Source organism: Paenibacillus sp. FSL K6-2862, assembly GCF_038005125.1.
GTDB classification, from domain to species: domain Bacteria; phylum Bacillota; class Bacilli; order Paenibacillales; family Paenibacillaceae; genus Paenibacillus; species Paenibacillus illinoisensis_A.
This window is the reverse complement of record NZ_JBBOSN010000001.1, coordinates 5,824,956-5,850,737: the sequence shown is the minus strand read 5'-3', so window position 1 is coordinate 5,850,737 and position 25,782 is coordinate 5,824,956. Positions and strand designations below refer to the sequence as shown.

The 25,782-nt window shown below is 46.5% G+C and carries 28 protein-coding genes and 1 other annotated feature; all 28 genes read left to right on the top strand.

Annotation, left to right across the window (positions count from 1 at the left end):
* Positions 1-12 precede the first annotated feature (12 nt).
* The 28 genes from cysS to rpsC all read left to right on the top strand — a co-directional run bounded on the left by cysS (position 13) and on the right by rpsC (position 25,782).
* Entirely contained in the window at positions 13-1,413 is a 1,401-nt protein-coding gene (cysS, locus tag MHB82_RS26655; RefSeq protein ID WP_095362287.1) for a cysteine--tRNA ligase, read from the top strand.
* On the top strand, positions 1,410-1,934 hold the full coding sequence (locus tag MHB82_RS26650) for a Mini-ribonuclease 3 (protein ID WP_095362286.1): 525 nt from the start codon (positions 1,410-1,412) through the stop codon (positions 1,932-1,934). The genes cysS and MHB82_RS26650 overlap by 4 nt, the downstream gene beginning before the upstream one ends.
* 79 nt (positions 1,935-2,013) lie before the next feature.
* Positions 2,014-2,760, top strand: a complete 747-nt coding sequence (rlmB, locus tag MHB82_RS26645) for a 23S rRNA (guanosine(2251)-2'-O)-methyltransferase RlmB (RefSeq protein ID WP_095362297.1) — start codon at positions 2,014-2,016, stop codon at positions 2,758-2,760.
* Between the two features lie 5 nt (positions 2,761-2,765).
* On the top strand, positions 2,766-3,287 hold the full coding sequence (locus MHB82_RS26640; protein WP_095362285.1) for an NYN domain-containing protein: 522 nt from the start codon (positions 2,766-2,768) through the stop codon (positions 3,285-3,287).
* A gap of 170 nt (positions 3,288-3,457) precedes the next feature.
* The gene (gene sigH, locus MHB82_RS26635) at positions 3,458-4,102 is read left to right on the top strand and encodes an RNA polymerase sporulation sigma factor SigH (RefSeq protein ID WP_024633601.1); all 645 of its coding nucleotides are present in this window, start codon (positions 3,458-3,460) and stop codon (positions 4,100-4,102) included.
* Between the two features lie 307 nt (positions 4,103-4,409).
* Positions 4,410-4,559 (top strand): 50S ribosomal protein L33, encoded by a 150-nt coding sequence (gene rpmG, locus MHB82_RS26630; protein WP_072735843.1) that lies wholly within the window; start codon positions 4,410-4,412, stop codon positions 4,557-4,559.
* A 21-nt stretch (positions 4,560-4,580) separates the two neighbouring features.
* On the top strand, positions 4,581-4,772 hold the full coding sequence (gene secE, locus MHB82_RS26625; protein WP_024633600.1) for a preprotein translocase subunit SecE: 192 nt from the start codon (positions 4,581-4,583) through the stop codon (positions 4,770-4,772).
* Positions 4,773-4,794: 22 nt separating this feature from the next.
* The gene (nusG, locus tag MHB82_RS26620; protein WP_056697652.1) at positions 4,795-5,328 is read left to right on the top strand and encodes a transcription termination/antitermination protein NusG; all 534 of its coding nucleotides are present in this window, start codon (positions 4,795-4,797) and stop codon (positions 5,326-5,328) included.
* 68 nt (positions 5,329-5,396) lie between these two features.
* Complete coding sequence (rplK, locus tag MHB82_RS26615; protein WP_053779217.1) at positions 5,397-5,822, top strand: 50S ribosomal protein L11; 426 nt, start codon at positions 5,397-5,399, stop codon at positions 5,820-5,822.
* Between the two features lie 95 nt (positions 5,823-5,917).
* Positions 5,918-6,610: a 50S ribosomal protein L1 gene (rplA, locus tag MHB82_RS26610; protein WP_095293428.1), complete on the top strand. Its 693-nt coding sequence runs from the start codon at positions 5,918-5,920 to the stop codon at positions 6,608-6,610.
* Between the two features lie 67 nt (positions 6,611-6,677).
* Positions 6,678-6,824 (top strand) — a sequence feature (ribosomal protein L10 leader region).
* 24 nt (positions 6,825-6,848) lie between these two features.
* Entirely contained in the window at positions 6,849-7,352 is a 504-nt protein-coding gene (gene rplJ / locus MHB82_RS26605; RefSeq protein ID WP_095293427.1) for a 50S ribosomal protein L10, read from the top strand.
* A gap of 72 nt (positions 7,353-7,424) precedes the next feature.
* Positions 7,425-7,787, top strand: a complete 363-nt coding sequence (gene rplL, locus MHB82_RS26600; RefSeq protein WP_095362284.1) for a 50S ribosomal protein L7/L12 — start codon at positions 7,425-7,427, stop codon at positions 7,785-7,787.
* Positions 7,788-7,883: 96 nt separating this feature from the next.
* Positions 7,884-8,501, top strand: coding sequence for a class I SAM-dependent methyltransferase (locus MHB82_RS26595; RefSeq protein ID WP_095293425.1), 618 nt, complete (start codon positions 7,884-7,886; stop codon positions 8,499-8,501).
* 393 nt (positions 8,502-8,894) lie between these two features.
* Positions 8,895-12,440 (top strand): DNA-directed RNA polymerase subunit beta, encoded by a 3,546-nt coding sequence (gene rpoB, locus MHB82_RS26590; protein WP_095293424.1) that lies wholly within the window; start codon positions 8,895-8,897, stop codon positions 12,438-12,440.
* A 112-nt stretch (positions 12,441-12,552) separates the two neighbouring features.
* Complete coding sequence (gene rpoC, locus MHB82_RS26585; protein ID WP_095362283.1) at positions 12,553-16,167, top strand: DNA-directed RNA polymerase subunit beta'; 3,615 nt, start codon at positions 12,553-12,555, stop codon at positions 16,165-16,167.
* Between the two features lie 203 nt (positions 16,168-16,370).
* Entirely contained in the window at positions 16,371-16,619 is a 249-nt protein-coding gene (locus MHB82_RS26580; RefSeq protein WP_076292165.1) for a ribosomal L7Ae/L30e/S12e/Gadd45 family protein, read from the top strand.
* A 154-nt stretch (positions 16,620-16,773) separates the two neighbouring features.
* A complete protein-coding gene (gene rpsL / locus MHB82_RS26575; protein ID WP_017692070.1) occupies positions 16,774-17,196 on the top strand; it encodes a 30S ribosomal protein S12 in 423 nt (140 codons plus the stop codon).
* A gap of 87 nt (positions 17,197-17,283) precedes the next feature.
* Positions 17,284-17,754, top strand: a complete 471-nt coding sequence (gene rpsG / locus MHB82_RS26570) for a 30S ribosomal protein S7 (protein ID WP_056697679.1) — start codon at positions 17,284-17,286, stop codon at positions 17,752-17,754.
* A 47-nt stretch (positions 17,755-17,801) separates the two neighbouring features.
* Entirely contained in the window at positions 17,802-19,880 is a 2,079-nt protein-coding gene (fusA, locus tag MHB82_RS26565; RefSeq protein ID WP_095362282.1) for an elongation factor G, read from the top strand.
* A gap of 99 nt (positions 19,881-19,979) precedes the next feature.
* A complete protein-coding gene (gene tuf, locus MHB82_RS26560) occupies positions 19,980-21,170 on the top strand; it encodes an elongation factor Tu (RefSeq protein ID WP_095362281.1) in 1,191 nt (396 codons plus the stop codon).
* Positions 21,171-21,606: 436 nt separating this feature from the next.
* The gene (gene rpsJ, locus MHB82_RS26555) at positions 21,607-21,915 is read left to right on the top strand and encodes a 30S ribosomal protein S10 (protein WP_017692074.1); all 309 of its coding nucleotides are present in this window, start codon (positions 21,607-21,609) and stop codon (positions 21,913-21,915) included.
* A gap of 43 nt (positions 21,916-21,958) precedes the next feature.
* The gene (gene rplC / locus MHB82_RS26550) at positions 21,959-22,582 is read left to right on the top strand and encodes a 50S ribosomal protein L3 (protein ID WP_095362280.1); all 624 of its coding nucleotides are present in this window, start codon (positions 21,959-21,961) and stop codon (positions 22,580-22,582) included.
* 25 nt (positions 22,583-22,607) lie between these two features.
* Positions 22,608-23,231 (top strand): 50S ribosomal protein L4, encoded by a 624-nt coding sequence (rplD, locus tag MHB82_RS26545; protein WP_095293419.1) that lies wholly within the window; start codon positions 22,608-22,610, stop codon positions 23,229-23,231.
* On the top strand, positions 23,231-23,521 hold the full coding sequence (rplW, locus tag MHB82_RS26540) for a 50S ribosomal protein L23 (protein WP_024633586.1): 291 nt from the start codon (positions 23,231-23,233) through the stop codon (positions 23,519-23,521). Before rplD ends, rplW begins: the two co-directional genes overlap by 1 nt.
* A 31-nt stretch (positions 23,522-23,552) precedes the next feature.
* Positions 23,553-24,383: a 50S ribosomal protein L2 gene (rplB, locus tag MHB82_RS26535; protein WP_095293418.1), complete on the top strand. Its 831-nt coding sequence runs from the start codon at positions 23,553-23,555 to the stop codon at positions 24,381-24,383.
* Between the two features lie 71 nt (positions 24,384-24,454).
* The gene (rpsS, locus tag MHB82_RS26530; protein ID WP_095293417.1) at positions 24,455-24,733 is read left to right on the top strand and encodes a 30S ribosomal protein S19; all 279 of its coding nucleotides are present in this window, start codon (positions 24,455-24,457) and stop codon (positions 24,731-24,733) included.
* A 35-nt stretch (positions 24,734-24,768) separates the two neighbouring features.
* Complete coding sequence (gene rplV, locus MHB82_RS26525; protein ID WP_095293416.1) at positions 24,769-25,101, top strand: 50S ribosomal protein L22; 333 nt, start codon at positions 24,769-24,771, stop codon at positions 25,099-25,101.
* Positions 25,102-25,116: 15 nt separating this feature from the next.
* The gene (rpsC, locus tag MHB82_RS26520; RefSeq protein WP_090924673.1) at positions 25,117-25,782 is read left to right on the top strand and encodes a 30S ribosomal protein S3; all 666 of its coding nucleotides are present in this window, start codon (positions 25,117-25,119) and stop codon (positions 25,780-25,782) included.

Sequence of the window (25,782 nt, the reverse complement as noted above, 5' to 3'; positions counted from 1 at the left end):
AGGAAAGTGACCATGACGCTTCAAATTTACAATACGATGAGTCGTACCAAAGAGAATTTCGTTCCCCAAGAACCGGGGAAGGTAAAAATGTATGTGTGCGGACCGACAGTGTATGATTACATTCATATCGGGAATGCACGTCCGGTTATTTTTTTCGACACCGTTCGCGGCTACTTGGAACAGACAGGACATGAAGTGAACTACGTTGTAAACTTCACGGATGTTGATGATAAATTGATTCGCAAAGCCGAACAGCTGGGTACTGACGTTCCTCATGTTGCCGAGAAGTTTATTGCTGCTTACTACGAGGATCTTGAGGGATTGGGGATTCCCAAAGCCAGCAGCAACCCGAGAGTTACGGAGAATATGCCGCTCATTATCGATTTTATCCGTGAGTTGGTTGAAAAGGACGTTGCCTACGAAAATGGTGGCGACGTATATTACCGAACAGGCAAATTCGAGGAGTACGGCAAGCTGTCGAAGCAGAACCTGCAGGAACTTCAGTTCGGTATCCGGATTGGTGTAGATGAACGCAAAGAACATCCCGAAGACTTCGTGCTCTGGAAAGCGGCTAAACCGGGTGAAATCTACTGGTCCAGTCCTTGGGGCAATGGTCGTCCGGGCTGGCATATCGAATGCTCTGCTATGGCGCGTGAATACCTGGGAGATACGCTCGATATCCATGGAGGCGGACAGGATCTGCAGTTCCCTCACCATGAGTGCGAATGTGCACAATCCGAGGTGCTGACAGGCAAACCGCTCGCCAACTACTGGATGCATAACGGATTTATCCGTATTGATAACGAAAAAATGTCGAAATCACTCGGTAACGGAGTGCTTGTAAAAGACCTTCGAACCCAGTACAAACGTGAAGCCATTCGTTATTTTATGTTGTCGACACATTACCGCAATCCGCTTAACTTTACCGAAGATACAATGGAGCAAGCGCAAAACAGTGTGGATCGGATTGCGAATGCCGTTGGCAATCTGAAGCATCGTTTGCAGGCGGTAACGGTAGATCAGGATATTACAGCGGAGTTCGCTGCTAAACTGGAGCAGATTCGCCAGCAGTATCACGAGAAAATGCAGGATGATTTCAATACTCCGGATGCCATTACAGCATTGTTCGAATGGGCTGCGGAAGCAAACCAGCTGCTGCAAAAGGAAGTCGTAAACGCTGCAGAAATTCGTGCATTGCTTGAGCTGTTTGGTGAGTTGAATGCGGTGCTTCGCATTTATACGGAAGCAGAGCCGGAGCTCCTGGATGAAGAGATTGAACGCCTGATTGAAGAGCGTACGGAAGCGCGCAAGTCCAAGAACTGGGCACGGGCTGATGAAATCAGAGACGAATTGTCAGCGCAGGGCATCCTGCTTGAAGATACGGCTCAAGGGATGAGATGGCGGCGCAAATGAACGAGGACGAATTGAAAAATCTGTCTGATTCTGTCGATCATTCGGAGCAGGGGGAACGGCCTACTGAAGAGCAGACAGAGGCTGTGGCACAGGGAGGGTGGTTTCCGTACCCGCCTTCCCGGCCTGCAAGATTGATTCCTCCGATTGCACTCGCCTATATCGGTGATGCAGTGTATGAGGTAGCGGTCAGGCAGTATCTGTTGTCGAAAGCCAATATGCGTCCGAATCACTTACACCGCAGTGCAACGGGGCTCGTATCAGCCAAGGCACAGAGTCGAATCCTTACAGGGATCGAGGAACAATTGACCGAAGAAGAGCGCGACGTTGTAAGACAGGGGCGGAATGCCAAGTCGGGCAGTATCCCCAAGAATGCCGATGTGCTGGAATACAGACATGCCACTGCTCTAGAATGCCTTGTGGGTTACCTGTACAGTAGTGGTCGGCATGAGCGCATGATCCAACTGATTACGCAGGGAATTGAGCATGCAGAGCAGCAGTCATCGTCACCAAACCAAAAATAAAAATAACAACTTAGTCGTTCCTGTGGTACAAGCCAATCAGGAGGTATATGCAGGACGTAATAGAGAGGACCGAAGCAATATGGAAGAAGAATGGATTGCTGGTAAGCACTCCGTGACGGAGGCGCTGCGTTCAGGACGTACCATCAACAAAATATGGATCGCTGATACAGCACAGAAACACTTGACCCAACCAATTATCGCGGAAGCCAAAAAACTCGGTATCGTAATTCAGCATGTGGACAAGCGCAAATTGGATCAAACCGTGCCGGGCATTCAGCATCAGGGTGTTGTCGCGCAAGCGGCCCCTTATGCTTATGCTGAGGTAGAGGATATTTTGGAAGCGGCAAAATCGAAGAATGAGCATCCGTTTTTGATTTTGCTGGACGAAATTGAAGATCCGCATAACCTGGGTTCCATTCTGCGGACAGCTGACTGCACGGGAGCTCACGGTGTCATTGTCCCTAAGCGGCGTTCAGCATCAGTGACTGCAACGGTATCAAAAACTTCAGCAGGCGCGGCTGAATATGTACCGGTTGCCAGAGTTAGCAACCTGGCTCAGACGATTGATCGTCTCAAGGAAGAGGGCGTGTGGGTTGTGGGTACAGATGTGACCGCACAAGAGGCGGTATTTGGCAATGGCGTATTCACAGGACCGGTAGCCCTGGTTATCGGGAACGAAAACAAAGGTATGGGCCGACTAATTCGTGAGAAGTGTGATGTACTGGTCAAATTGCCGATGCAGGGGCAGATTAACTCCCTGAATGCTTCCGTGGCGGCGGGTGTTGTCATGTACGAAGTGCTTCGTTCGCGCCAAGCACAGGGATAGATGGTATGGCAGATTCCCGGGATGTGCTTCTGGTGGACGGGTATAACATGATTGGTGACTGGCCGGAACTGTCCAGATTGGCAGAGAGTGGGCTTGAGGAGGCGCGGAATCGTCTTCTCTTCCGTCTTGCCGACTATCAGGCGTTCTCCGGTCGCAAGGTCATCGTTGTTTTTGATGCCTATCTCGTACCCGGACTTGGTAAAACATACACACAGAGCAAGGTACAGATCTATTTTACCAAGGAAAAAGAGACGGCTGACGAATGCATTGAGAGACTCGTACGGGAACTAACCTCGCGGAGACGCCAAATCTATGTAGCCACAAGCGATATGGTAGAACAGCATGTCATTTTTGGACAGGGAGCATTACGTGTGTCTGCCAGGGAACTGCTGATCGAAGTGGAGCAGAATGAGAAAGAGTTGCAGAAACGTCTGGAGGAGGATCAGGCCAAGTCCACACGCAATACACTCGGGGCCAAGCTTAGCCCGGATGTGTTGAAGCAATTCGAGCGCTGGCGACGTGGATAGGGAACTGTTTTACAAATATTTCAATCTTGAAAGTCTTGACAATTATGTTATTGATGTTCTTTTTTAGGGATAGCGTGGTTGACGGTGTGAGGTGCCATCATATATACTGTTCGTATATTTCATAGAGTAGAGTAACGGTGTACCTTGCGTTGCAGCCGGAGGGATTGTCTGTGAGTGTCGACCTCAAAGATATCATGTTATCAAAGTATGATTACCAAAGTGACGAAGACATTGTCGAAGCGGTCCGTGAAGGTGAGAGCGAAGCGCTGGAGTTTTTGATTAACAAATATCGCAACTTTGTACGCGCCAAGGCAAGATCTTATTTTCTGATTGGGGCAGACCGGGAAGATATCATTCAGGAAGGAATGATTGGTCTCTACAAATCCATTCGGGATTTCAAAGGAGACAAGCTGGCTTCGTTCAAAGCTTTTGCCGAGCTGTGTATCACCAGACAGATTATTACGGCAATTAAGACGGCAACACGTCAGAAACATATTCCGCTTAATTCCTATGTATCGTTGGACAAGCCAATCTATGATGAAGAATCCGATCGTACGTTACTCGATGTGATTTGTGGAACCCAGGTCAGTGATCCAGAAGAGCTTATCATTAACCAGGAAGAGTTTGTGGGTCTGGAAGATAAGATGTCGGAGATTCTAAGTGACTTGGAACGAAAAGTATTGATGTTGTATCTGGACGGGAGATCTTATCAAGAGATTGCAGTAGATTTGGACCGGCATGTGAAGTCCATTGATAATGCACTGCAGCGTGTTAAGCGCAAACTTGAAAAGTACCTGGAAGTACGAGATAATTGAACAATGTTGCTGTTGACGGAAAAGGCTCGGAGTTTGAGTCTTTTTTTGCTGCTTTAAGTTTATAAGTCAAAAGATTGATAATACTAGTAATCGCTTGGTCCCAGCAGGAGAAGAGAAAAAATCAGAGATGCCCGAACTGCCCTCCCATTTTGTACGGAACTTTTACCAGTGGTGAAAGGCTATTCTTTCATTGACATGGTTATACCCTTATGATAAAGTGTTTTAGGTAGGCCTAAATTCGCGGCTTTTTTTTAGGATCAATTTAGAGACTCTCCTTTAAAGTGGAAGTCTTCGGGAGGTGTACATCATGCGGGTAATTATTACTTTGGCTTGTACAAACTGCAAACAAAGAAATTACACTACGACAAAAAACAAGCGTAATCACCCCGACCGCATGGAGATGAAGAAATTTTGCAAGTTTTGTAACGAGCAGACTTCTCATCGCGAAACCAGATAGTTTTTGGGAGGTGTAGTCGGCGTGAAACGTAGTTTCAAATCTCTGATTTCCTTTTTCTCAGAAAGCTGGGCTGAACTTAAAAAAGTTCGCTGGCCTAATCGTAAAGAGCTGACCAACTACACATTGATCGTTCTTGGTACTGTTGTGGTTATGACGCTGTTTTTTTGGGTCGTTGATATCGGCATCTCCGCTGTGATCGAAGCGATTATTTAAGAAGGGTCCCAGGTGGCTTGATATGGAAAAAAGATGGTACGTCGTTCATACCTACTCAGGGTATGAGAATAAGGTCAAAGCCAATTTGGAAAAACGCGTAGAGTCCATGGGCATGGAAGACAAGATATTCCGCGTTCTTGTTCCTATGGAAGAAGAAGTGGTAAACAAGGACGGTAAGAAAAAGACCGTTATGCGTAAAGTTTACCCCGGCTATGTCTTGGTGGAAATGATCCAAACGGATGACTCTTGGTATGTTGTTCGCAATACACCGGGTGTTACGGGATTTGTCGGTTCGACAGGTTCCGGGTCCAAACCAACTGCTCTGTTGCCTGAAGAAGTGGAACAAATTCTGAAGCATATGGGCATGGTTGAGCCGAAGCCGAAAATTGAATTCGACATTAAGGAATCCGTACGAATTAAAGTTGGTCCTTTTGCGAATTTTGTGGGCTCCGTGGAAGAAATTTTGGTAGACAAAAGCAAGTTGAAAGTGCATGTGAACATGTTTGGACGGGAAACACCGCTTGAGTTGGAATATACACAAGTGGAGAAGATATAGTCTCTTCAAGTTTCTTGTGGGAGGACCGAAAGGTTCGTTAACCACTATTTTGCAAGGAGGTGTCAATCATGGCAAAAAAGGTAATCAAAATGGTAAAACTGCAAATTCCAGCAGGTAAAGCGAATCCAGCGCCTCCGGTAGGTCCAGCTTTGGGTCAAGCAGGTGTCAACATCATGGCATTCTGTAAAGAGTTCAACGCTCGTACAGCCGATCAAGCGGGATTGATTATTCCTGTTGAAATTACAGTATTCGAGGACCGTTCCTTTACTTTCATCACTAAAACTCCACCAGCAGCAGTTCTGTTGAAAGTGGCAGCTAAAGTGGAAAAAGGATCCGGCGAACCGAACAAGAAAAAAGTTGCTACTGTTAAACGTGATGCGGTACGTCAAATCGCAGAACAAAAAATGCCTGACCTGAATGCAGCGAACGTTGAGTCCGCAATGCGTATGGTCGAAGGTACTGCCCGTAGCATGGGTATCACCATCGAAGACTAATTTTTCATCTGAAACATGGCTTCGTAAAGCCGGCCGATTCGCGGCCGGTTGATGTGGGAGGTATATCCGCTAAAACCACAAAGGAGGAATATAACATGGCTAAACACGGTAAAAAATACCTGGAAGCTGCTAAGCTGATCGACAGCGAAGCAACTTACGAGCCTTCAGAAGCTGTAGAGCTTGTGAAAAAGGCAGCCACTGCAAAATTCGATGAAACTATCGAAGCAGCAGTACGCTTGGGCGTTGACCCACGTAAGCAAGACCAGGCTGTACGTGGTGTAGTTGTCTTGCCACACGGCACAGGTAAAACACAACGCGTATTGGTATTTGCAAAAGGTGACAAAGCGAAAGAAGCGGAAGCGGCTGGCGCGGACTATGTTGGTGATGCAGACATGATCAACAAAATCCAACAAGGCTGGTTCGAATTCGACGTCTGCGTAGCGACACCAGATATGATGAGTGAAGTAGGTAAATTGGGCCGACTGCTCGGCGGTAAAGGTCTGATGCCTAACCCTAAAGCCGGAACGGTAACTTTCGATGTATCCAAGGCTGTTCAAGAAATCAAAGCCGGTAAAATCGAATATCGTCTGGATCGTGCAGGTCAAATTCATGCACCGATCGGTAAAGCATCTTTCTCTGCAGAGCAACTGAACGAGAACTTGAAAGCTCTCATGGACGCTCTGAACCGTGCTAAACCGGCGGCAGCAAAAGGTGTTTATCTGAAGAATGTTTCTCTTTCTTCCACGATGGGCCCTGGCGCACGCGTGAACGCAGCATCTTTTAGATAATATCTGTTGACAGACTCGTTCTGTTTTGATATGATATAAAAGTTGTGAGTCCGAGTGACTGACCGTTGACATTTGAATATGCTTGCCGTAGACAGTAGGTGCCATCAGGCTTAATTTCCTACCGAGGTATGATTATAGAACTTAGAACGATGTAAATCGATTATGAGTATATATCAAGCCTTCGTGATTCTACGGAGGCTTTTCTTAATGGGATAAATTTGATCAGGAGGTGTACAGTTTGGCAAACGCAAAAGTGATTCAAGCAAAACAAGAGTCCGTTGATGCAGTAACAGCGAAATTGCGCGAGAGCGCTACGACAGTTGTTGTTGACTATCGCGGTCTGAACGTTGCCCAAGTAACTGAGCTGCGTAAGCAGCTTCGTGAAGCCGGAATCGAATTCCAAGTGCTGAAAAACACATTGCTTCGCCGTGCGACTGCTGCAGCAGAACTGACAGAACTCGATAGCGTTCTTACAGGTCCTACTGCAATTGCATTCAGCGCCGAAGATGCTGTGGCTCCAGCCAAAATTCTGAACGACTTCGCTAAAAAGAACGACGCACTGGAATTGAAAGGTGCAGTTGTTGAAGGTCGTGTAATCGGAGTAGAAGAAGTTAAGGCGTTGGCAGAACTGCCATCCCGCGAAGGTCTCCTCTCCATGCTCCTCAGCGTGCTTCAAGCGCCAGTGCGCAACTTCGCGCTTGCGGTTAAAGCTGTTGCGGAAAAAGAAGAACAAGGCGCGTAAGCTACTTGATCTGATAGCTGCTTAGGCGGCATTGAATGACAAAAAAATAAAATTATATATGGAGGTTCAATCATGAGTAAAGAGCAAATCTTGGAAGCAATCAAAGGCATGACTGTACTGGAACTGAACGATCTTGTTAAAGCAATCGAAGAAGAATTCGGTGTAACTGCTGCAGCTCCAGTAGCTGTTGCAGGTGGCGCAGCTGCTTCTGCAGAAGCTGAGCAATCCGAGTTCGACGTAATCTTGGCAAGCGCTGGCGCTTCCAAAATCAACGTTATCAAAGCAGTTCGTGAAATCACAGGTCTTGGCCTGAAAGAAGCTAAAGAAGTAGTTGACAATGCTCCAAAAGCATTGAAAGAAAAAGTTAGCAAAGAAGAAGCTGAATCCATCAAAGCTAAATTGGAAGAAGCAGGCGCTACAATCGAAGTTAAATAATTTGGCTTTTACAAGCTAAATGAACAAAACAACAAACCCCTTGACTTATATCAAGGGGTTTGTTGCTGTAATTGTATATGGAAAGTGAGTGAGGACATGTCCAATCATTATTATTCGGACAAACCGCAGGTCGCACATGACAGACGGGCAACGGAAGCGGAGCTTCGTGGATGGAAATTGCGATTCGTTACCGATGCAGGTGTATTTTCCAAGAGCGGAATCGATTACGGCAGCAGAGTACTGATTGATGCTATAGAGTTAACTGCTGGGGCTCATGTTCTGGATGTGGGTTGCGGGTATGGACCGATTGGTCTTACGGCAGCCAAGCTTGTACCCGAAGGACATGTCACCATGATCGATATCAACGAGAGAGCAGTTGAGCTTTCCAGAGAAAATGCAAAAGCAAATGGAATCACGAATGTAACGGTAATGCAAAGTAATCTACTTTCTGAAGTGAACCAGAGGGACTTTGATGCAGTTCTAACCAACCCGCCCATTCGAGCAGGGAAGGAAACCGTTCATACCATTTTTGAGCAGGCGCATCAGCATCTGAAGGTAGGTGGTTCGTTGTGGATTGTCATTCAGAAAAAGCAAGGGGCTCCTTCGGCAAAAGCGAAGCTGGAATCCTTGTTTGGCAGAGTGGAAGAAGTAACGAAAGATAAAGGCTACCGGATTTTCAAAGCGGTGAAAACGGAGGACTCGTCCGAAGGCTAGTTTCCGATTTGTAAAGTAAGCAGGGGAGCATTTTTTTTGCAATAGGACTATTGACTTGAAATTCAGGTCGTGGTATTATTGTAAAATGTCAGTATTAAGATGCCCTACTTGGCTTTAGCTAACTAAAAATGTCAATCTTTTTTTACGCCGAACGGGCTTATTATGCCTACGTTTGGCGTATAATATGTACATTTTGGGCAAACTGGGGATAAGTATGATTTTGGAAGACATCCGCCGATCAAAGTTGCTCTTTTTTCGAACGACATTCGAGTAAGGGCTTTTCTTTATTTGTGGATGCATTGCTTTGCTCTGTATGTGTACCATTATAAGGTTACAAACAGAGGTTCGCAACGAAATTTTTAAAGTGAGTAGACATTGAGGGGTGAGTTTAAGTTGGCAGGACATCTTGTTCAATATGGTCGACGCACTCGGCGCAGTTATGCACGAATTAACGAGATACTCGAAGTTCCGAACCTGATTGAGATCCAACAAAAATCTTACGATTGGTTTTTGGAGGAAGGGTTGCGCGAAATGTTCCAGGATATCTCGCCGATCCAGGATTTTACAGGCAACTTGATTTTGGAATTTATCGATTACAGTCTCGGTGAACCGAAGTATACAGTAGACGACGCGAAAGAGCGTGACGTTACTTATGCAGCACCGCTTCGGGTCAAAGTCCGGCTCATTAATAAGGAAACCGGCGAAGTCAAAGAGCAGGAAGTATTCATGGGAGATTTCCCGCTGATGACCGAAACCGGCACATTTATTATTAATGGTGCGGAACGGGTTATTGTCAGCCAGTTGGTTCGCTCTCCTAGCGTTTACTTCAGTACAAAAGTAGATAAGAACGCCAAAAAAACGTATACCGCTACAGTTATTCCTAACCGCGGCGCTTGGCTCGAACTGGAGATGGACGCGAAGGATGTTGTATACGTCCGGATCGACCGTACACGTAAAATTCCAGTTACGGTTCTCCTGCGTGCTCTTGGTTTTGGCACAGACGCTGAGATTCTGGATCTGCTGGGTAATGACGAATATATTCGCAACACGCTGGACAAAGACAATACGGATTCCACGGAGAAAGCGCTGATTGAAATTTATGAGCGTCTTCGCCCGGGCGAGCCACCAACGCTGGATAACGCGAAAAGCTTGCTCGTAGCTCGTTTCTTTGATCCAAAACGCTATGACCTGGCTAACGTAGGTCGTTACAAAATCAACAAAAAGCTCCACATTAAAAACCGTTTGTTCAATCAACGTTTGGCTGAGTCTCTCGTTGATACTGAAACTGGCGAAATTATCGCCGAAGCAGGTCAAATGGTTGACCGTCGTTTGCTCGATGAAATCATGCCTTATCTGGAGAAAAGTGTTGGCTTCCGTACGTATCACGTAGCTAACGGAGTTCTGGATGCGAATGATATTCCAATGCAAACAATTGACGTATTCTCACCGATTGAAGATGGTAAAGTCGTTAAGCTGATTGCCAATGCTAACATTGATAAATCAGTGAAAAACGTAACACCGGCAGATATCATTTCTTCAATCAGTTATTTCATTAACCTTCTGCACGGCATCGGAAGTACAGATGATATCGATCACCTGGGTAACCGTCGTCTGCGTTCGGTTGGTGAACTCTTGCAGAACCAGTTCCGTATCGGTTTGTCCCGTATGGAACGTGTTGTTCGTGAGAGAATGTCCATTCAGGACGCTAACGTGATCACGCCACAGGCATTGATTAACATACGTCCTGTAATTGCATCCATTAAAGAGTTCTTCGGTAGCTCCCAATTGTCACAGTTTATGGATCAAACGAACCCTCTGGGTGAGTTGACGCATAAACGTCGTCTGTCCGCACTCGGACCAGGCGGTTTGACACGTGAGCGTGCAGGCATGGAAGTCCGTGACGTCCATCCATCCCACTATGGCCGGATGTGTCCAATCGAGACTCCAGAGGGACCAAACATTGGTTTGATCAACTCGTTGTCTACATTTGCCCGTGTGAACGAATATGGTTTCATCGAAGCTCCATATCGCTGGGTAGATCCGAAGACTGGTGTCGTAACCGAGCAAATCGATTATCTGACAGCAGACGAAGAGGACAACTACGTTGTCGCTCAAGCGAACGCAAAACTGAATGAAGATGGAACTTTTGCAGAAGAAGCGATCATTGTACGTTACAACAAACAATCGGATAACATCCTTACGATGCCGAGCGAGCGCGTTGACTACATGGACGTATCTCCTAAACAAGTTGTATCTGTCGCTACGGCGCTCATTCCGTTCCTTGAGAACGATGACTCCAACCGCGCACTGATGGGATCCAACATGCAGCGGCAGGCGGTTCCTCTCTTGATTCCTAAAGCTCCGCTCGTAGGAACAGGTATGGAACACAAAGCTGCAAAAGATTCCGGTGTATGTATTGTCTCCAAATATGACGGGATTATTGAACGTTCTTCTGCGAATGAAATCTGGCTCCGTCGTGTGGAAGAGGTAGATGGCCAAGAAGTTAAAGGCGATATCGTTAAATATAAATTACACAAATTTATGCGTTCGAACCAAGGAACATGCATTAACCAACGTCCGATTGTTAAACGTGGTGCTGTTGTCAAAGCTGGCGACATCCTCGCTGACGGTCCTTCGACGGAAATGGGCGAATTGGCTTTGGGACGCAACGTCGTTGTTGCCTTCATGACTTGGGAAGGTTACAACTACGAGGATGCGATTCTGCTTAGTGAAAAACTCGTGAAGGAAGATGTCTACACATCCATCCACATCGAGGAGTATGAGTCAGAAGCGCGCGATACCAAGCTCGGACCTGAAGAGATCACACGTGACATCCCTAACGTAGGGGAAGAAGCGCTGCGTAACCTCGATGAGCGTGGTATTATCCGGATCGGTGCTGAAATTGCTGCTGGCGATATCCTGGTGGGTAAAGTAACGCCTAAAGGTGTAACTGAACTGACTGCGGAAGAACGTCTCCTGCATGCAATCTTCGGTGAGAAAGCACGCGAAGTTCGTGATACGTCCTTGCGTGTGCCTCACGGTACTGACGGGATCGTCGTAGACGTGAAAGTATTTACCCGTGAAAACGGTGATGAACTGCCTCCGGGTGTTAACCAGCTCGTTCGTGTCTATATCGCTCAAAAACGGAAAATCTCCGAGGGTGATAAAATGGCCGGACGTCACGGTAACAAAGGGGTCGTGGCTCGTATCCTGCCGGAAGAAGATATGCCTTTCCTGCCGGACGGAACACCGGTTCAAATCGTTCTTAACCCGCTGGGCGTACCTTCCCGGATGAACATTGGTCAAGTGCTCGAAGTTCACTTAGGTATGGCTGCTATGCAGCTCGGTATCCACGTAGCTACCCCTGTATTCGACGGAGCGAAAGAGTATGACGTCTTCGATACGATGGAAGAAGCAGGCATGCAGCGTAATGGTAAAACCGTTCTGTACGATGGCCGTACGGGTGAAGAGTTTGAACGTGAAGTAACTGTCGGCGTCATGCATATGATCAAGCTGGCGCACATGGTTGATGATAAAATCCATGCCCGTTCCACAGGTCCTTACTCACTCGTTACGCAACAGCCGCTGGGTGGTAAAGCCCAATTCGGTGGACAGCGTTTCGGGGAGATGGAGGTTTGGGCGCTTGAAGCATACGGCGCTGCCTATACTCTACAAGAAATCTTGACTGTTAAGTCCGATGATGTTGTTGGTCGGGTGAAAACATATGAGTCCATTGTCAAAGGTGAGAATGTTCCGGAGCCGGGTGTTCCTGAATCGTTCAAAGTATTGATCAAAGAGCTGCAAAGCTTGGGTATGGACGTTAAGATTTTGAGTGAAGATGAACAAGAGATTGAAATGAAAGAAATGGACGATGAAGATGACGCTGCGAGCGATAAGCTCAGCCTCAACCTTGAGGGTTCAGAGGTCGGAGTGGAGTAACCGCTTCGGGCGCATGATGACCGGCGTTTTTCATCAGGCTCGCGTCTTGCTCCGGCTTCGGCCGGAGAAGGCGTAACCTAGAATACAGGAATTGGTTAAGGAGGGTTGCTCCTTGTTGGACGTCAACAATTTCGAATACATGAAGATCGGGCTTGCTTCCCCAGAAAAAATTCGTTCTTGGTCCCGCGGAGAAGTGAAAAAACCGGAAACGATCAACTATCGTACGTTGAAACCGGAAAAAGAAGGGCTGTTCTGCGAAAAGATTTTTGGCCCTACGAAAGACTGGGAATGTCACTGTGGTAAATACAAACGCGTTCGTTATAAAGGCGTTGTCTGTGACCGCTGTGGTGTTGAAGTAACACGTGCCAAAGTACGCCGTGAACGGATGGGCCATATTGAGCTCGCTGCTCCGGTATCGCACATCTGGTACTTCAAAGGTATTCCGAGCCGCATGGGTCTCGCTTTGGATATGTCTCCAAGATCACTTGAGGAGATTATCTATTTTGCATCTTATGTAGTAACTGATCCAGGAGAAACTCCACTGGAGAAAAAACAGCTGTTGTCCGAGAAAGAATACCGCAGCTACCGTGAAAAATACGGATATGGATTCCAAGCAGGCATGGGTGCAGAAGCGGTTAAAAAACTGCTTCAAGACCTTGATGTGGACAAAGAGCTTGAATTCCTGAAGGAAGAGCTCCGCACTGCACAAGGACAACGTCGTAACCGTGCCATCAAACGTTTGGAAGTTATTGAAGCTTTCCGCAACTCGGGTAACAAACCTGAGTGGATGATCATGGATGTACTTCCTGTTATCCCGCCGGAACTTCGTCCAATGGTACAATTGGATGGTGGACGTTTTGCAACGTCTGACCTGAATGATCTGTACCGCCGTGTAATTAACCGGAACAACCGTCTGAAACGCTTGCTTGATCTGGGCGCACCAGACATCATCGTGCAAAACGAAAAACGGATGCTGCAGGAAGCTGTTGACGCATTGATCGACAACGGCCGTCGCGGACGCCCGGTAACGGGTCCTGGTAACCGTCCATTGAAATCTCTCAGCCACATGCTGAAAGGTAAACAAGGACGTTTCCGTCAAAACTTGCTCGGTAAACGTGTTGACTATTCTGGTCGTTCCGTTATCGTTGTCGGACCTTACCTGAAGATGTATCAGTGTGGTCTGCCAAAAGATATGGCACTAGAACTGTTCAAGCCTTTCGTAATGAAAGAACTTGTGAATAAAGGGCTTGCCCACAATATCAAGAGCGCTAAACGTAAAGTTGAGCGTGTAAGTCCTGAAGTATGGGATGTTCTTGAGGAAGTAATCAAGGAGCATCCGGTTCTACTCAACCGTGCCCCTACGCTTCACCGTCTCGGTATTCAAGCATTTGAACCAATTCTGGTTGAAGGAAAAGCCATTCGTCTTCACCCACTCGTGTGTACGGCATACAATGCCGACTTTGACGGTGACCAAATGGCCGTGCACGTTCCGTTGTCTGCTGAGGCACAAGCGGAAGCACGTATCCTGATGCTTGCATCTGGTAACATTTTGAACCCGAAAGACGGTAAGCCAGTTGTTACCCCTTCCCAGGATATGGTCCTAGGTTCATACTACCTGACTATGGACAACAAGGAAGAAAAGGGTACTGGCATGATCCTGCGTACAGTGAACGAGGCTGTATCTGCGTATCAACGCGGTACTGCCGGCTTGCATGCACGCGTAGCGATTCCGGTTAAAGCTCTGGGTAAAACTAGCTTTACTGAAAAACAACAGGATGCAATGTTGCTGACAACTGTCGGTAAAATCATCTTTAATGAAATCTTCCCAGCAAGTTTCCCTTACATCAACGATGCAACTCGCGCAAACCTTTATCAAGGTACTGCAGAGCATTTCTTTGTGTATGAAAAGGGGACTGACCTGAGAGAAGCAATCATGAACGCACCTCTAGCAGGTGGTGTTGGTAAGGAATATCTGGGTACAATCATCGCTCGTTGTTTTGAAATTTACCATACAACGGAAACAGCGGTTATCTTGGATAAAATCAAACAACTCGGATTCACGTACTCGACGCGTGCAGGTATTACTGTAGCCGTGTCTGATGTCGTCGTACCACCTGAGAAATTCGAAATTCTCAGACAATCCGAAGAAAAAGCACAAATCGTTACAAACCAGTACCGTCGTGGTCTGATTACGAACGAAGAGCGCTATGACCGCATCATTGATATCTGGTCTAAATCGAAAGATGATATCACCGAGATTCTGATGAAGTCGATGGATCGTTACAACTCTATCATGATGATGGTTGACTCCAAAGCACGGGGTAATAAATCGCAAATCACCCAATTGGGCGGTATGCGTGGTCTGATGGCCAACCCGTCCGGTCGTATCATCGAACTCCCAATCAAATCGAACTTCCGTGAAGGTCTGACGGTACTCGAGTACTTCATCTCGACACACGGTGCGCGTAAAGGCTTGGCCGATACAGCCTTGCGTACAGCCGACTCAGGTTACCTGACTCGTCGTCTCGTAGACGTGGCACAAGATGTAATCGTGCGTGAAGATGATTGTGGTACAGATAAAGGGTTCACGGTTAGCCGTATCCAGGATGGTAAAGAGGTTATTGAAGATCTCTACGACCGTATCGAAGGAAGATACTGCTTCGAAACTGTTCGTCATCCGGAAACAAAAGAAATTATTGCACACCGCAATGAATTGATTGACTCCGACAAAGCAGAGGCAATTATCAAAGCAGGTGTAACCAAATTGCAAATCCGCTCTGTACTCAGCTGCCGTGCTCGTCATGGTGTCTGCAAAAAATGTTACGGTCGCAACCTGGCGACTGGTAAACACGTGGAGATCGGTGAAGCGGTTGGTATTATCGCTGCGCAATCCATTGGTGAGCCAGGAACACAGCTGACAATGCGTACATTCCACACCGGTGGTGTAGCCGGGGACGATATCACGCAAGGTTTGCCGCGTATCCAGGAGTTGTTTGAGGCACGTAATCCTAAGGGTCAAGCAACGATCAGTGAGATTGACGGTATTGTCAAAGAGATTCGTGAAGCGAAAGATCGTCGCGAAATCGAAATTCAAGGTGAAGCGGAATCCAAAGTTTACTCCGTTACTTACGGCTCCCGTGTTCGCGTAAGCGAAGGCATGGAGATCGAAGCAGGCGACGAGCTGACAGATGGTTCCATCGATCCAAAAGAAATGCTGCGCATCAAAGGCGTACGTGGTGTACAGAACTACATTCTGCAGGAAGTACAACGCGTATACCGTAACCAGGGCGTAGAAATTAATGATAAACACGTTGAAGTTATGATCCGTCAAATGCTACGTAAAATCCGCATCGTCGATGCAGGAGATACAACGCTGCTTCCAGGATCGTTCGTAGATACGCATGAGTACGAAAGAGCTAACAAAACAGCGATTCTTAGTGATAAAGAGCCAGCGGTTGCGAAACCAATCCTGCTTGGTATCACAAAAGCATCTCTCGAAACAGACTCCTTCCTCTCTGCGGCATCGTTCCAAGAGACTACACGTGTACTGACAGATGCAGCGATCAAAGGTAAAGTCGATCAGTTGCTTGGTCTGAAGGAAAATGTAATCATCGGTAAACTGATCCCTGCAGGTACAGGTATGAACCGTTACCGCAGCATCAAGTTTGCTGAGCCGGAAGATGGCCAATCTTCAGTCGAAGAACTTGAGCCAGTCTCCGTTGATTAGATAGATTCCCCCTATTTAGGGTGAAGATAAAGTTTTGTATGTCAGGGGATGGACGTGTGTTTAATACAGACGGACATTTCCTGATGTGCGAAAACTTTGAATAAATCTTTCACGATTAGCATTGACATTGCTTGCGCTAGATGCTAATATATCAAAGGTGCGTGAGCAGCTGATTGTATATGTCCTATTCGGAGGAATGAACAATGTCTAATGAAAAAGGCCTGCAAGATGCTCATGTCAAAATAGGTACAAAACAGACCATGCGGATGGTCCAGTCAGGAATGGCTGCTGAGGTCTATGTGGCCGAAGATAGCGATCCGCAGCTCACTTCCAAAATCATTGCCTTGTGTGAACAACACAATGTGAAGTACACGAAAGTGGACACAATGAAAAATCTCGGCAAGGCTTGCGGGATTGGAGTGGGAGCAGCAATGGCTGCTGTCGCAAAATGATACGGTAAGGAACGTTTTTGTCCGAGAACTTTTTAGGGATTCTCCAAGGCAAAAACTTTTCATTTGTCTTTTTATGAACCGCCTGGGTCTGTGGACTTAGCGATAAGAGGTTTATAAAGAAACATGAACAATTGAGGAAGGGGGTGGCAATCACATGCCAACTATTAACCAACTGGTACGCAAAGGACGTCAAGCTAAAGTTGAAAAGTCCAAATCACCAGCATTGCAAAAAGGGTTCAACGCTTTGAAACGTGAATCTACTAACATCAGTGCCCCACAAAAACGTGGTGTCTGCACTCGTGTAGGTACAATGACTCCACGTAAACCGAACTCTGCACTTCGTAAATATGCCCGTGTTCGTTTGACGAACCGTCTCGAGGTAACTGCTTATATCCCGGGTATCGGACATAACTTGCAAGAGCACAGTGTTGTATTGATTCGCGGAGGTAAAGTTAAGGACCTTGCAGGGGTTCGTTACCACATCGTTCGTGGAGCACTCGATACTGCAGGCGTGAACAACCGTATGCAAGCTCGTTCTAAATACGGTGCTAAACGTCCTAAAGCTAAAAAAGCCTAACACATTATAAGAAGCGATCCTGAATATCTTCTGGCTTAATGTCCAGAGGACAAGGGTTAGCTTAACAAGAAAGAAAGGGGGATATCCATGCCACGCAAAGGTCCAGTTACGAAAAGAGACGTGTTGCCAGATCCGGTATACAACAGCAAGTTGGTTACTCGTTTGATCAACCGCATCATGCTCGACGGAAAACGCGGTGTTGCTCAAAGCATTCTGTATAATGCGTTCAAGTTGATCCAAGAACGCACGGGTAATGACCCGATGGAAGTATTTGAGACAGCAATCAAGAATATCATGCCAGTCCTGGAAGTTAAAGCTCGCCGTGTCGGCGGTGCCAACTACCAAGTACCAATCGAGGTAAAACCAGAGAGACGTACTGCTTTGGGTTTACGTTGGCTCGTGAACTACTCCCGCAACCGCGGTGAGAAAACAATGGAAGAGCGTTTGGCGGCTGAGATCATCGACGCTTCCAACAACACAGGCGCTTCCGTTAAGAAACGTGAAGATACGCACAAAATGGCTGAAGCGAACAAAGCGTTTGCTCACTACCGTTGGTAGGATTCAGTTCACAATAAAAACTTCAATTTTGAAGGGAGACCCATTTCATGGCAAGAGAGTTCTCCTTGAAAAATACACGTAATATCGGGATCATGGCTCATATTGATGCGGGTAAAACCACGACAACTGAGCGGATCTTGTTCTACACAGGCCGTACGCACAAAATCGGTGAAGTTCACGAAGGCGCTGCGACAATGGACTGGATGGAACAGGAACAGGAGCGCGGAATTACGATTACTTCCGCTGCGACTACCGCTGCTTGGAAAGGCCACCGCGTTAATATCATTGATACCCCGGGACACGTTGACTTCACTGTTGAAGTTGAACGTTCCCTTCGTGTATTGGACGGAGCAGTTGGTGTATTCAGTGCGAAAGAAGGCGTTGAGCCTCAGTCTGAAACTGTATGGAGACAGGCTGACAAGTACGGCGTACCTCGTATCGCATACGTAAATAAAATGGATATCATCGGTGCTGACTTCTTGAATGTTGTTTCCGACATGCGTGATCGCCTTCAAGCGAACGCAGTTGCGATTCAACTGCCAATCGGCGCTGAAAATGATTTTAAAGGTATCATTGATATCGTTGCACAAAGAGCTCATATGTACAAAGATGACCTTGGTCAAGATATCGAAGAAACCGAAATTCCTGCGGAATTTGCAGATCAAGTTGAAGAACTCCGCAACGAATTGATTGAGCGGGTTGCAGAACTCGACGAAGAATTGACTATGAAATACCTGGAAGGCGAAGAGATCACTGTTGAAGAGATCAAATCCGCTCTCCGTAAAGGTGTAGTAGAAGTTAAGATCTTCCCAGTAATCTGTGGATCCTCTTATCGTAACAAAGGTGTTCAACTTATGTTGGACGCTGTTATCGACTACTTGCCAGCTCCAATTGACGTTCCAGCGATCAAGGGTCTCCTTGAAGATGGAACCGAAGCGGTTCGCAAGTCTTCTGATGAAGAGCCATTCTCCGCATTGGCCTTCAAAATCATGACTGACCCTTACGTTGGTAAATTGACATTCTTCCGCGTATACTCCGGTGTTCTTCAATCCGGTTCTTATGTATTGAATGCCACTAAAAACAAACGTGAGCGTATCGGTCGTATCCTTCAAATGCACGCGAACAGCCGTCAAGAGATCACTGAAGTTTACTCCGGTGACATTGCAGCTGCCGTAGGTTTGAAAGATACGGGTACAGGTGATACACTATGTGATGAGAAAAACCCGGTTATCTTGGAATCCATGAACTTCCCTGATCCGGTTATCGAAATCGCCGTTGAACCTAAAACCAAAGCTGACCAAGATAAAATGGGTGTTGCTCTCGGTAAGTTGACAGAAGAGGATCCAACTCTTCGTGCTCATACTGACGAAGAAACAGGCCAAACAATCTTGGCAGGTATGGGTGAGCTTCACCTTGATATCATCATCGACCGTATGCGTCGTGAGTTCAAGGTTGAAACTACTGTGGGTAAACCACAAGTAGCTTACCGTGAAACTTTCCGTGCTCCAGCGCGCGTTGAAGGTAAATTCGTACGTCAATCCGGTGGTCGTGGTCAATACGGTCACGTATGGGTTGAATTCGAACCTCTCGAGCCGGGTACAGGCAGCCAGTTTGAAAGTAAGGTTGTCGGTGGTTCCGTTCCTAGAGAATACATTCAACCAGCACTGTCAGGGATTGAAGAGCAAATGAAAAACGGCGTTATTGCAGGCTTCCCGCTTGTTGACGTTAAGGCTACAATTGTAGACGGATCTTACCATGATGTCGATTCCAACGAGATGGCATTTAAAATTGCCGGATCTATGGCGCTGAAAGCAGCGAAAGACAAATGTAGTCCAGTTCTGCTTGAGCCAATCATGAAAGTAGAAGTAACCGTTCCGGAAGAGTACATGGGTGACGTTATGGGTATGCTTAACTCCCGTCGTGGCCGCATCGAAGGTATGGATTCCCGTAGTGGAGCTCAAATCATTCGTGCTAAAGTACCTTTGTCCGAAATGTTCGGATACTCTACAACTCTTCGTTCCGGTACTCAAGGACGCGGCGTATTCTCCATGGAGCTTTCTCACTATGAAGAAGTTCCTAAGAGCATCGCTGAAGAGATCGTTGCCAAAACAAAAGGCACCGAGTAGTTTTCTCACACTGGACGCTAGTGCATAGGGAGTTAATCTTCTAGATGCTAGGGTCCAGTGAAAACATAAAATTTAACATTTTAAGGAGGCCACGTTCAAATGGCAAAGGCTAAATACGAACGTAATAAACCACACGTTAACATTGGTACTATCGGTCACGTCGACCATGGTAAAACAACTCTGACTGCTGCAATCACTACTGTATTGTCCAAAACTTACGGTGGCGCAGCAATCGCTTTCGATCAAATCGATAAAGCTCCAGAAGAGCGCGAACGCGGTATCACAATCTCCACAGCTCACGTTGAGTACGAAACTGACGCTCGTCACTACGCTCACGTTGACTGCCCAGGTCACGCCGACTATGTTAAAAACATGATCACTGGCGCGGCACAAATGGACGGAGCTATCTTGGTAGTATCCGCAGCTGACGGCCCAATGCCACAAACTCGTGAGCACATCTTGCTCTCCCGTCAAGTAGGCGTACCTTACATCGTTGTATTCTTGAACAAATGCGACATGGTTGAAGACGAAGAGTTGTTGGAACTGGTTGAAATGGAAGTTCGCGACTTGCTCAACGAATATGAGTTCCCAGGTGACGATACTCCAATCACTCGTGGTTCCGCTCGTGAAGCTCTGCAAAACCCTGATGGTGAGTGGGCTCAAAAAATCGTTGAGATGTTCAAAGAAATCGATACTTACATCCCAACTCCAGAGCGCGACACTGACAAACCTTTCTTGATGCCAGTTGAGGACGTATTCTCCATCACTGGTCGTGGTACAGTAGCTACAGGTCGTGTAGAGCGTGGTACTGTTAAAGTCGGTGAAGAGATCGAAATCGTGGGTATCCACGAAGAAACTAAAAAATCCGTAGTTACGGGCGTTGAAATGTTCCGTAAATTGCTGGATTCCGCTCAAGCGGGTGACAACATCGGCGCATTGCTGCGTGGTGTTGACCGTGAAAGCATCGAGCGTGGACAAGTACTGGCTAAACCAGGTTCTGTTAAGCCACACACAGAATTTACAGCTCAAGTATACGTTCTGACTAAAGAAGAGGGTGGACGTCACAAACCTTTCTTCACAGGATACCGTCCACAATTCTATTTCCGTACAACTGACGTAACAGGTATCATCAACCTGCCAGAAGGTACTGAAATGGTAATGCCAGGCGACAACATCACAGTAACTGTACAACTGATCAATCCAATTGCGATTGAAGAAGGTACACGCTTCGCGATCCGCGAAGGTGGACGTACAGTTGGTGCCGGTGCGGTAGCATCCATCCAAAAATAATTCAGCTTTCCGCTGAGTAAGCATATGCAACAGTGTACTGGAACGAGTAACATTGTACTGTAACGAAGCTTCGGAAGAGTTCTTTATCCGACATCGGATAAAGAACTCTTTTATTATGTATAAGAGATTCGGAACCTGCGTCATAATGTGAATAGCATTCAGATGTATATAAAAGATCGGTTAAGGCAGCTTGCATAACAATGAAACAACACATTAAACAACGTCATTTCGATATGAAAAGATTAGTTTAAATGTTTTTCTTAAATATGCTTGCAATACGCCCATTTTTTCTATATAATAATGAATGTTGTTCTGAGACGTTGCGATGATGTGAGAGGTTACTGGCACACCCGGCCCCTTTGCCATGGGAGGGTTGTTGGAAAATTTTCACGGAGTATGTCCGATAATAAATTGGGCGATAGAAGGAGGGACTAAAATGGCAAAGCAAAAAATTCGTATTCGTTTGAAAGCTTACGACCACAGAATTCTTGATCAATCCGCGGAGAAAATTGTTGAAACAGCAAAACGTTCGGGTGCTGGTGTATCCGGTCCGATTCCGCTTCCAACTGAAAAACAAATCATTACTATTCTTCGTGCGGTACACAAGTACAAGGATTCTCGGGAGCAATTCGAGCAACGCACACATAAGCGTTTGATCGATATCGTTAACCCGACTCCACAAACTGTGGATGCCTTGATGCGCTTGGATCTGCCGTCCGGTGTAGATATCGAAATCAAATTGTAATATAAATCAACAAGACCATGTATAAAGGAAAAGAGGTGTCAACATGAAAGGTATCTTAGGAAAAAAACTTGGAATGACTCAAGTGTTTACCGCTGAAGGTAACGTAGTACCAGTAACAGTTATCGAAGCAGGACCTTGTGTTGTTTTGCAAAAGAAAGATCTTGAGAACGATGGCTACGAAGCAGTTCAAATCGGTTATTCCGATAAGAAAGAGAAAAATGCCAACAAGCCAGAAGCAGGACACGCTAAAAAAGCGAATACTGCCCCTAAGCGCTACGTTCGTGAACTTCGCGGCATCAACATCGCGGAATATGAAGTTGGCCAAGAGTTGAAAGCTGACATTTTCGCAGAAGGCGAATTCGTTGACGTAACGGGTATTTCTAAAGGTAAAGGTTTTGCCGGCGTAATCAAACGTTGGGGACAAAGCACTGGACCTATGTCTCACGGTTCTCGTTATCACCGTGGCCCGGGTTCGATGGGTTCGATCCAAGCTAACCGCGTTCCTAAAGGCAAGCACTTGCCAGGACACATGGGTCATGAGACTGTTACAATCCAACGTCTTGAAGTTGTTAAAGTAGACGCTGAACGTAACGTGTTGCTCGTGAAGGGTTCCATTCCTGGACCGAAAAACAGTCTTGTAAAAGTTAAAGAAACGGTGAAAAAATAACCACTGAAGAAAGGAGGAACACAAAATGCCAAAAGTATCAGTTTACAATGTAGATGGTAGCCAAGTGGGCGAAGTTGAACTGAACGATGCAGTATTCGGAGTAGAGCCGAACACTTCCGTTCTGTACGATGCAGTGCTTATGCAACGCGCTTCCCTTCGTCAAGGTACCCACAAAGTAAAAGGACGTTCTGAAGTACGTGGCGGTGGACGTAAGCCTTGGAAACAAAAAGGTACAGGTCGCGCTCGTCAAGGTTCGATTCGTTCTCCACAATGGAAAGGCGGCGGTATCGTATTTGGTCCGACACCACGGAGCTATGCGTACAAACTGCCTAAGAAAGTTCGCCGTTTGGCGATCAAATCAGCTCTTTCATCCAAAGTGCTCGACAACGACATTATCGTTTTGGACGCTCTTTCGCTGAGCACACCTAAAACAAAAGAATTTGCAGCCATCTTGAACAACTTGAAAGTTGGACGCAAAGCTTTGATCGTAGCTCCTAGCTATGATGATAATGTGGCTCTTTCCGCACGGAATATTCCTGGCGTGAAATTCGTAGCAGCTGACGGCATTAATGTTCTTGACGTGCTTGCGCACGACAAACTGATCATTACGAAAGAAGCAGTTCAGAAGGTAGAGGAGGTGCTCGCGTAATGAAGGATCCTCGTGATATTGTTAAACGTCCGATTATTACGGAACGTACTGCTGACATGATGAATGACTTGAAATATGTATTTGAAGTCGATATCCGTGCAAACAAAACCGAGATCAAAAAAGCCGTGGAAGCTATTTTCAACGTAAAAGTGAAAAACGTGAACACTCTTCGTGTTCCAGCTAAGCCTAAACGGTACGGACGTTATTCCGGATATACTAGCGAATGGAAAAAAGCGTTTGTAACACTGACACAAGACAGCAAAACGCTTGAGTTCTTTGAAACTGTATAATTGAAATTGTTGAAGTAAGGAGGGAAACCCAGTGCCAATCAAAAAGTATAAACCGACATCCCCGGCAAGACGGAACATGTCCGTATCTACATTTGAGGAAATCACCACAGATCAGCCGGAGAAATCGTTGTTGGCCCCACTGAGCAAAAAAGCAGGCCGCAACAACCAAGGTAAAATTACAGTTCGTCACCACGGTGGTGGACACAAACGTAAATACCGTATCATCGACTTCAAACGTACTAAAGATGGAATACCGGGCCGCGTTGCTACGATCGAGTATGACCCGAACCGTACATCGAACATCGCCCTGATCCACTATGCTGATGGTGAGAAACGTTACATCATCGCTCCTAAAGGATTGAAAGTTGGAGATCAAATCTTCTCCGGTCCTGAATCCGACATCAAAATCGGTAACGCACTGCCACTCGAAAACATTCCAGTAGGTACCGTTATCCACAACATCGAGTTGAAACCAGGTAAAGGCGGACAATTGGTTCGTGCTGCTGGTACAGAAGCTCAATTGCTTGGTAAAGAAGAAAAATACGTTTCCGTTCGTCTCTCTTCCGGAGAAGTTCGTCGTATTCTGAAAGTTTGCCGCGCAACAATCGGTTCTGTTGGTAACCAAGACCACGAGCTCATCAAAATCGGTAAAGCCGGTCGTAGCCGTTGGTTGGGACAACGTCCTGAAGTTCGTGGTGTAGTAATGAACCCTAACGATCACCCTCACGGTGGTGGTGAAGGTCGTGCTCCAATCGGACGTAAATCGCCAATGTCACCATGGGGTAAACCTACTCTTGGTTACAAAACGCGTAAGAAAAATAAAGCTTCTGATAAATACATCATTCGCCGCCGCACGAAGTAATACACACTGTGCATAACTTCGTGAGGCATCTGCGGATGCATAAACGCTATGTTTGAAGGGAGGATCTCCACATGGGTCGCAGTTTGAAAAAAGGGCCATTCATTGATGGCTACATGCTGAAAAAGGTAGAAGAGATGGACGCTTCCGGTAAAAAGAACGTTATCAAAACCTGGTCCCGTCGCTCTACAATTTTCCCACAATTCATCGGACACACATTCGGCGTATATGACGGACGTAAACACGTGCCAGTATACGTGACTGAGGACATGGTCGGACACAAATTGGGTGAGTTCGCTCCAACCCGTACGTACAAAGGCCATACTGATGATGACAAGAAAACAAGAAGATAAATGAACATCTTTAATGTTTGAGAGGAGGTTACACAATGGAAGCAAAAGCACATGCTAAGTTTATCCGGATTGCTCCTCGTAAAGTTCAACTCGTTGTTGACTTGATTCGCGGCAAGCAAGTTGGTGAGGCGGTTGCCATTCTCCGTCACACTCCGAAATCTGCTTCTCCAATCGTTGAGAAGTTGCTTAACTCCGCTATTGCGAATGCGGAACATAACTATTCTATGGATGTTAATAACTTGGTCATTTCGCAAGCTTACGTGAACCAAGGACCGACAATGAAACGTTTCCGCCCTCGTGCAATGGGACGTGCAAGTCGTATTAACAAACGTACTAGCCACATCACTTTGGTGGTATCTGAAAAGTAGAAGGAGGGAAAACGTGTGGGCCAAAAGGTAAATCCAGTCGGACTCCGTGTCGGAGTTATCCGTGACTGGGAATCTAAATGGTATGCAGGCAAAGACTTCGGTGATCTTTTGATGGAAGACGTGAAAATTCGTGAATTCCTGAAAAATAAATTGAAAGACTCCGCTATGTCTCGTGTTGAAATCGAGAGAGCGGCTAACCGCGTGAACGTAACGATTCACACAGCGAAACCAGGTATGGTAATCGGTAAAGGTGGATCTGAAGTTGAGAATCTTCGTAACCAAATTACGAAAATTGCTGGCGGTAAAAAAGTACACATCAACATCTCTGAAATTAAGAACCAAGACCTGGACGCAATCCTGGTAGCAGAAAGCATTGCACAACAACTGGAACGTCGCGTTTCTTTCCGTCGTGCTCTGAAACAAGCTATTCAAAGAACTATGCGCTCTGGTGCAAAAGGTATTAAAACTCAAGTGGGCGGACGTCTTGGCGGAGCTGAGATCGCACGTTCGGAAGGCTACAGCGAAGGAACTGTTCCACTGCACACGCTTCGTGCCGACATCGACTACGGTACAGCAGAGGCTCATACAACTTACGGCCGTATCGGCGTAAAAGTATGGATCTATCGTGGAGAGGTTCTTCCTACGGCTAAGAAACAAGCTGCTAAGGAAGGAGGCAACTAA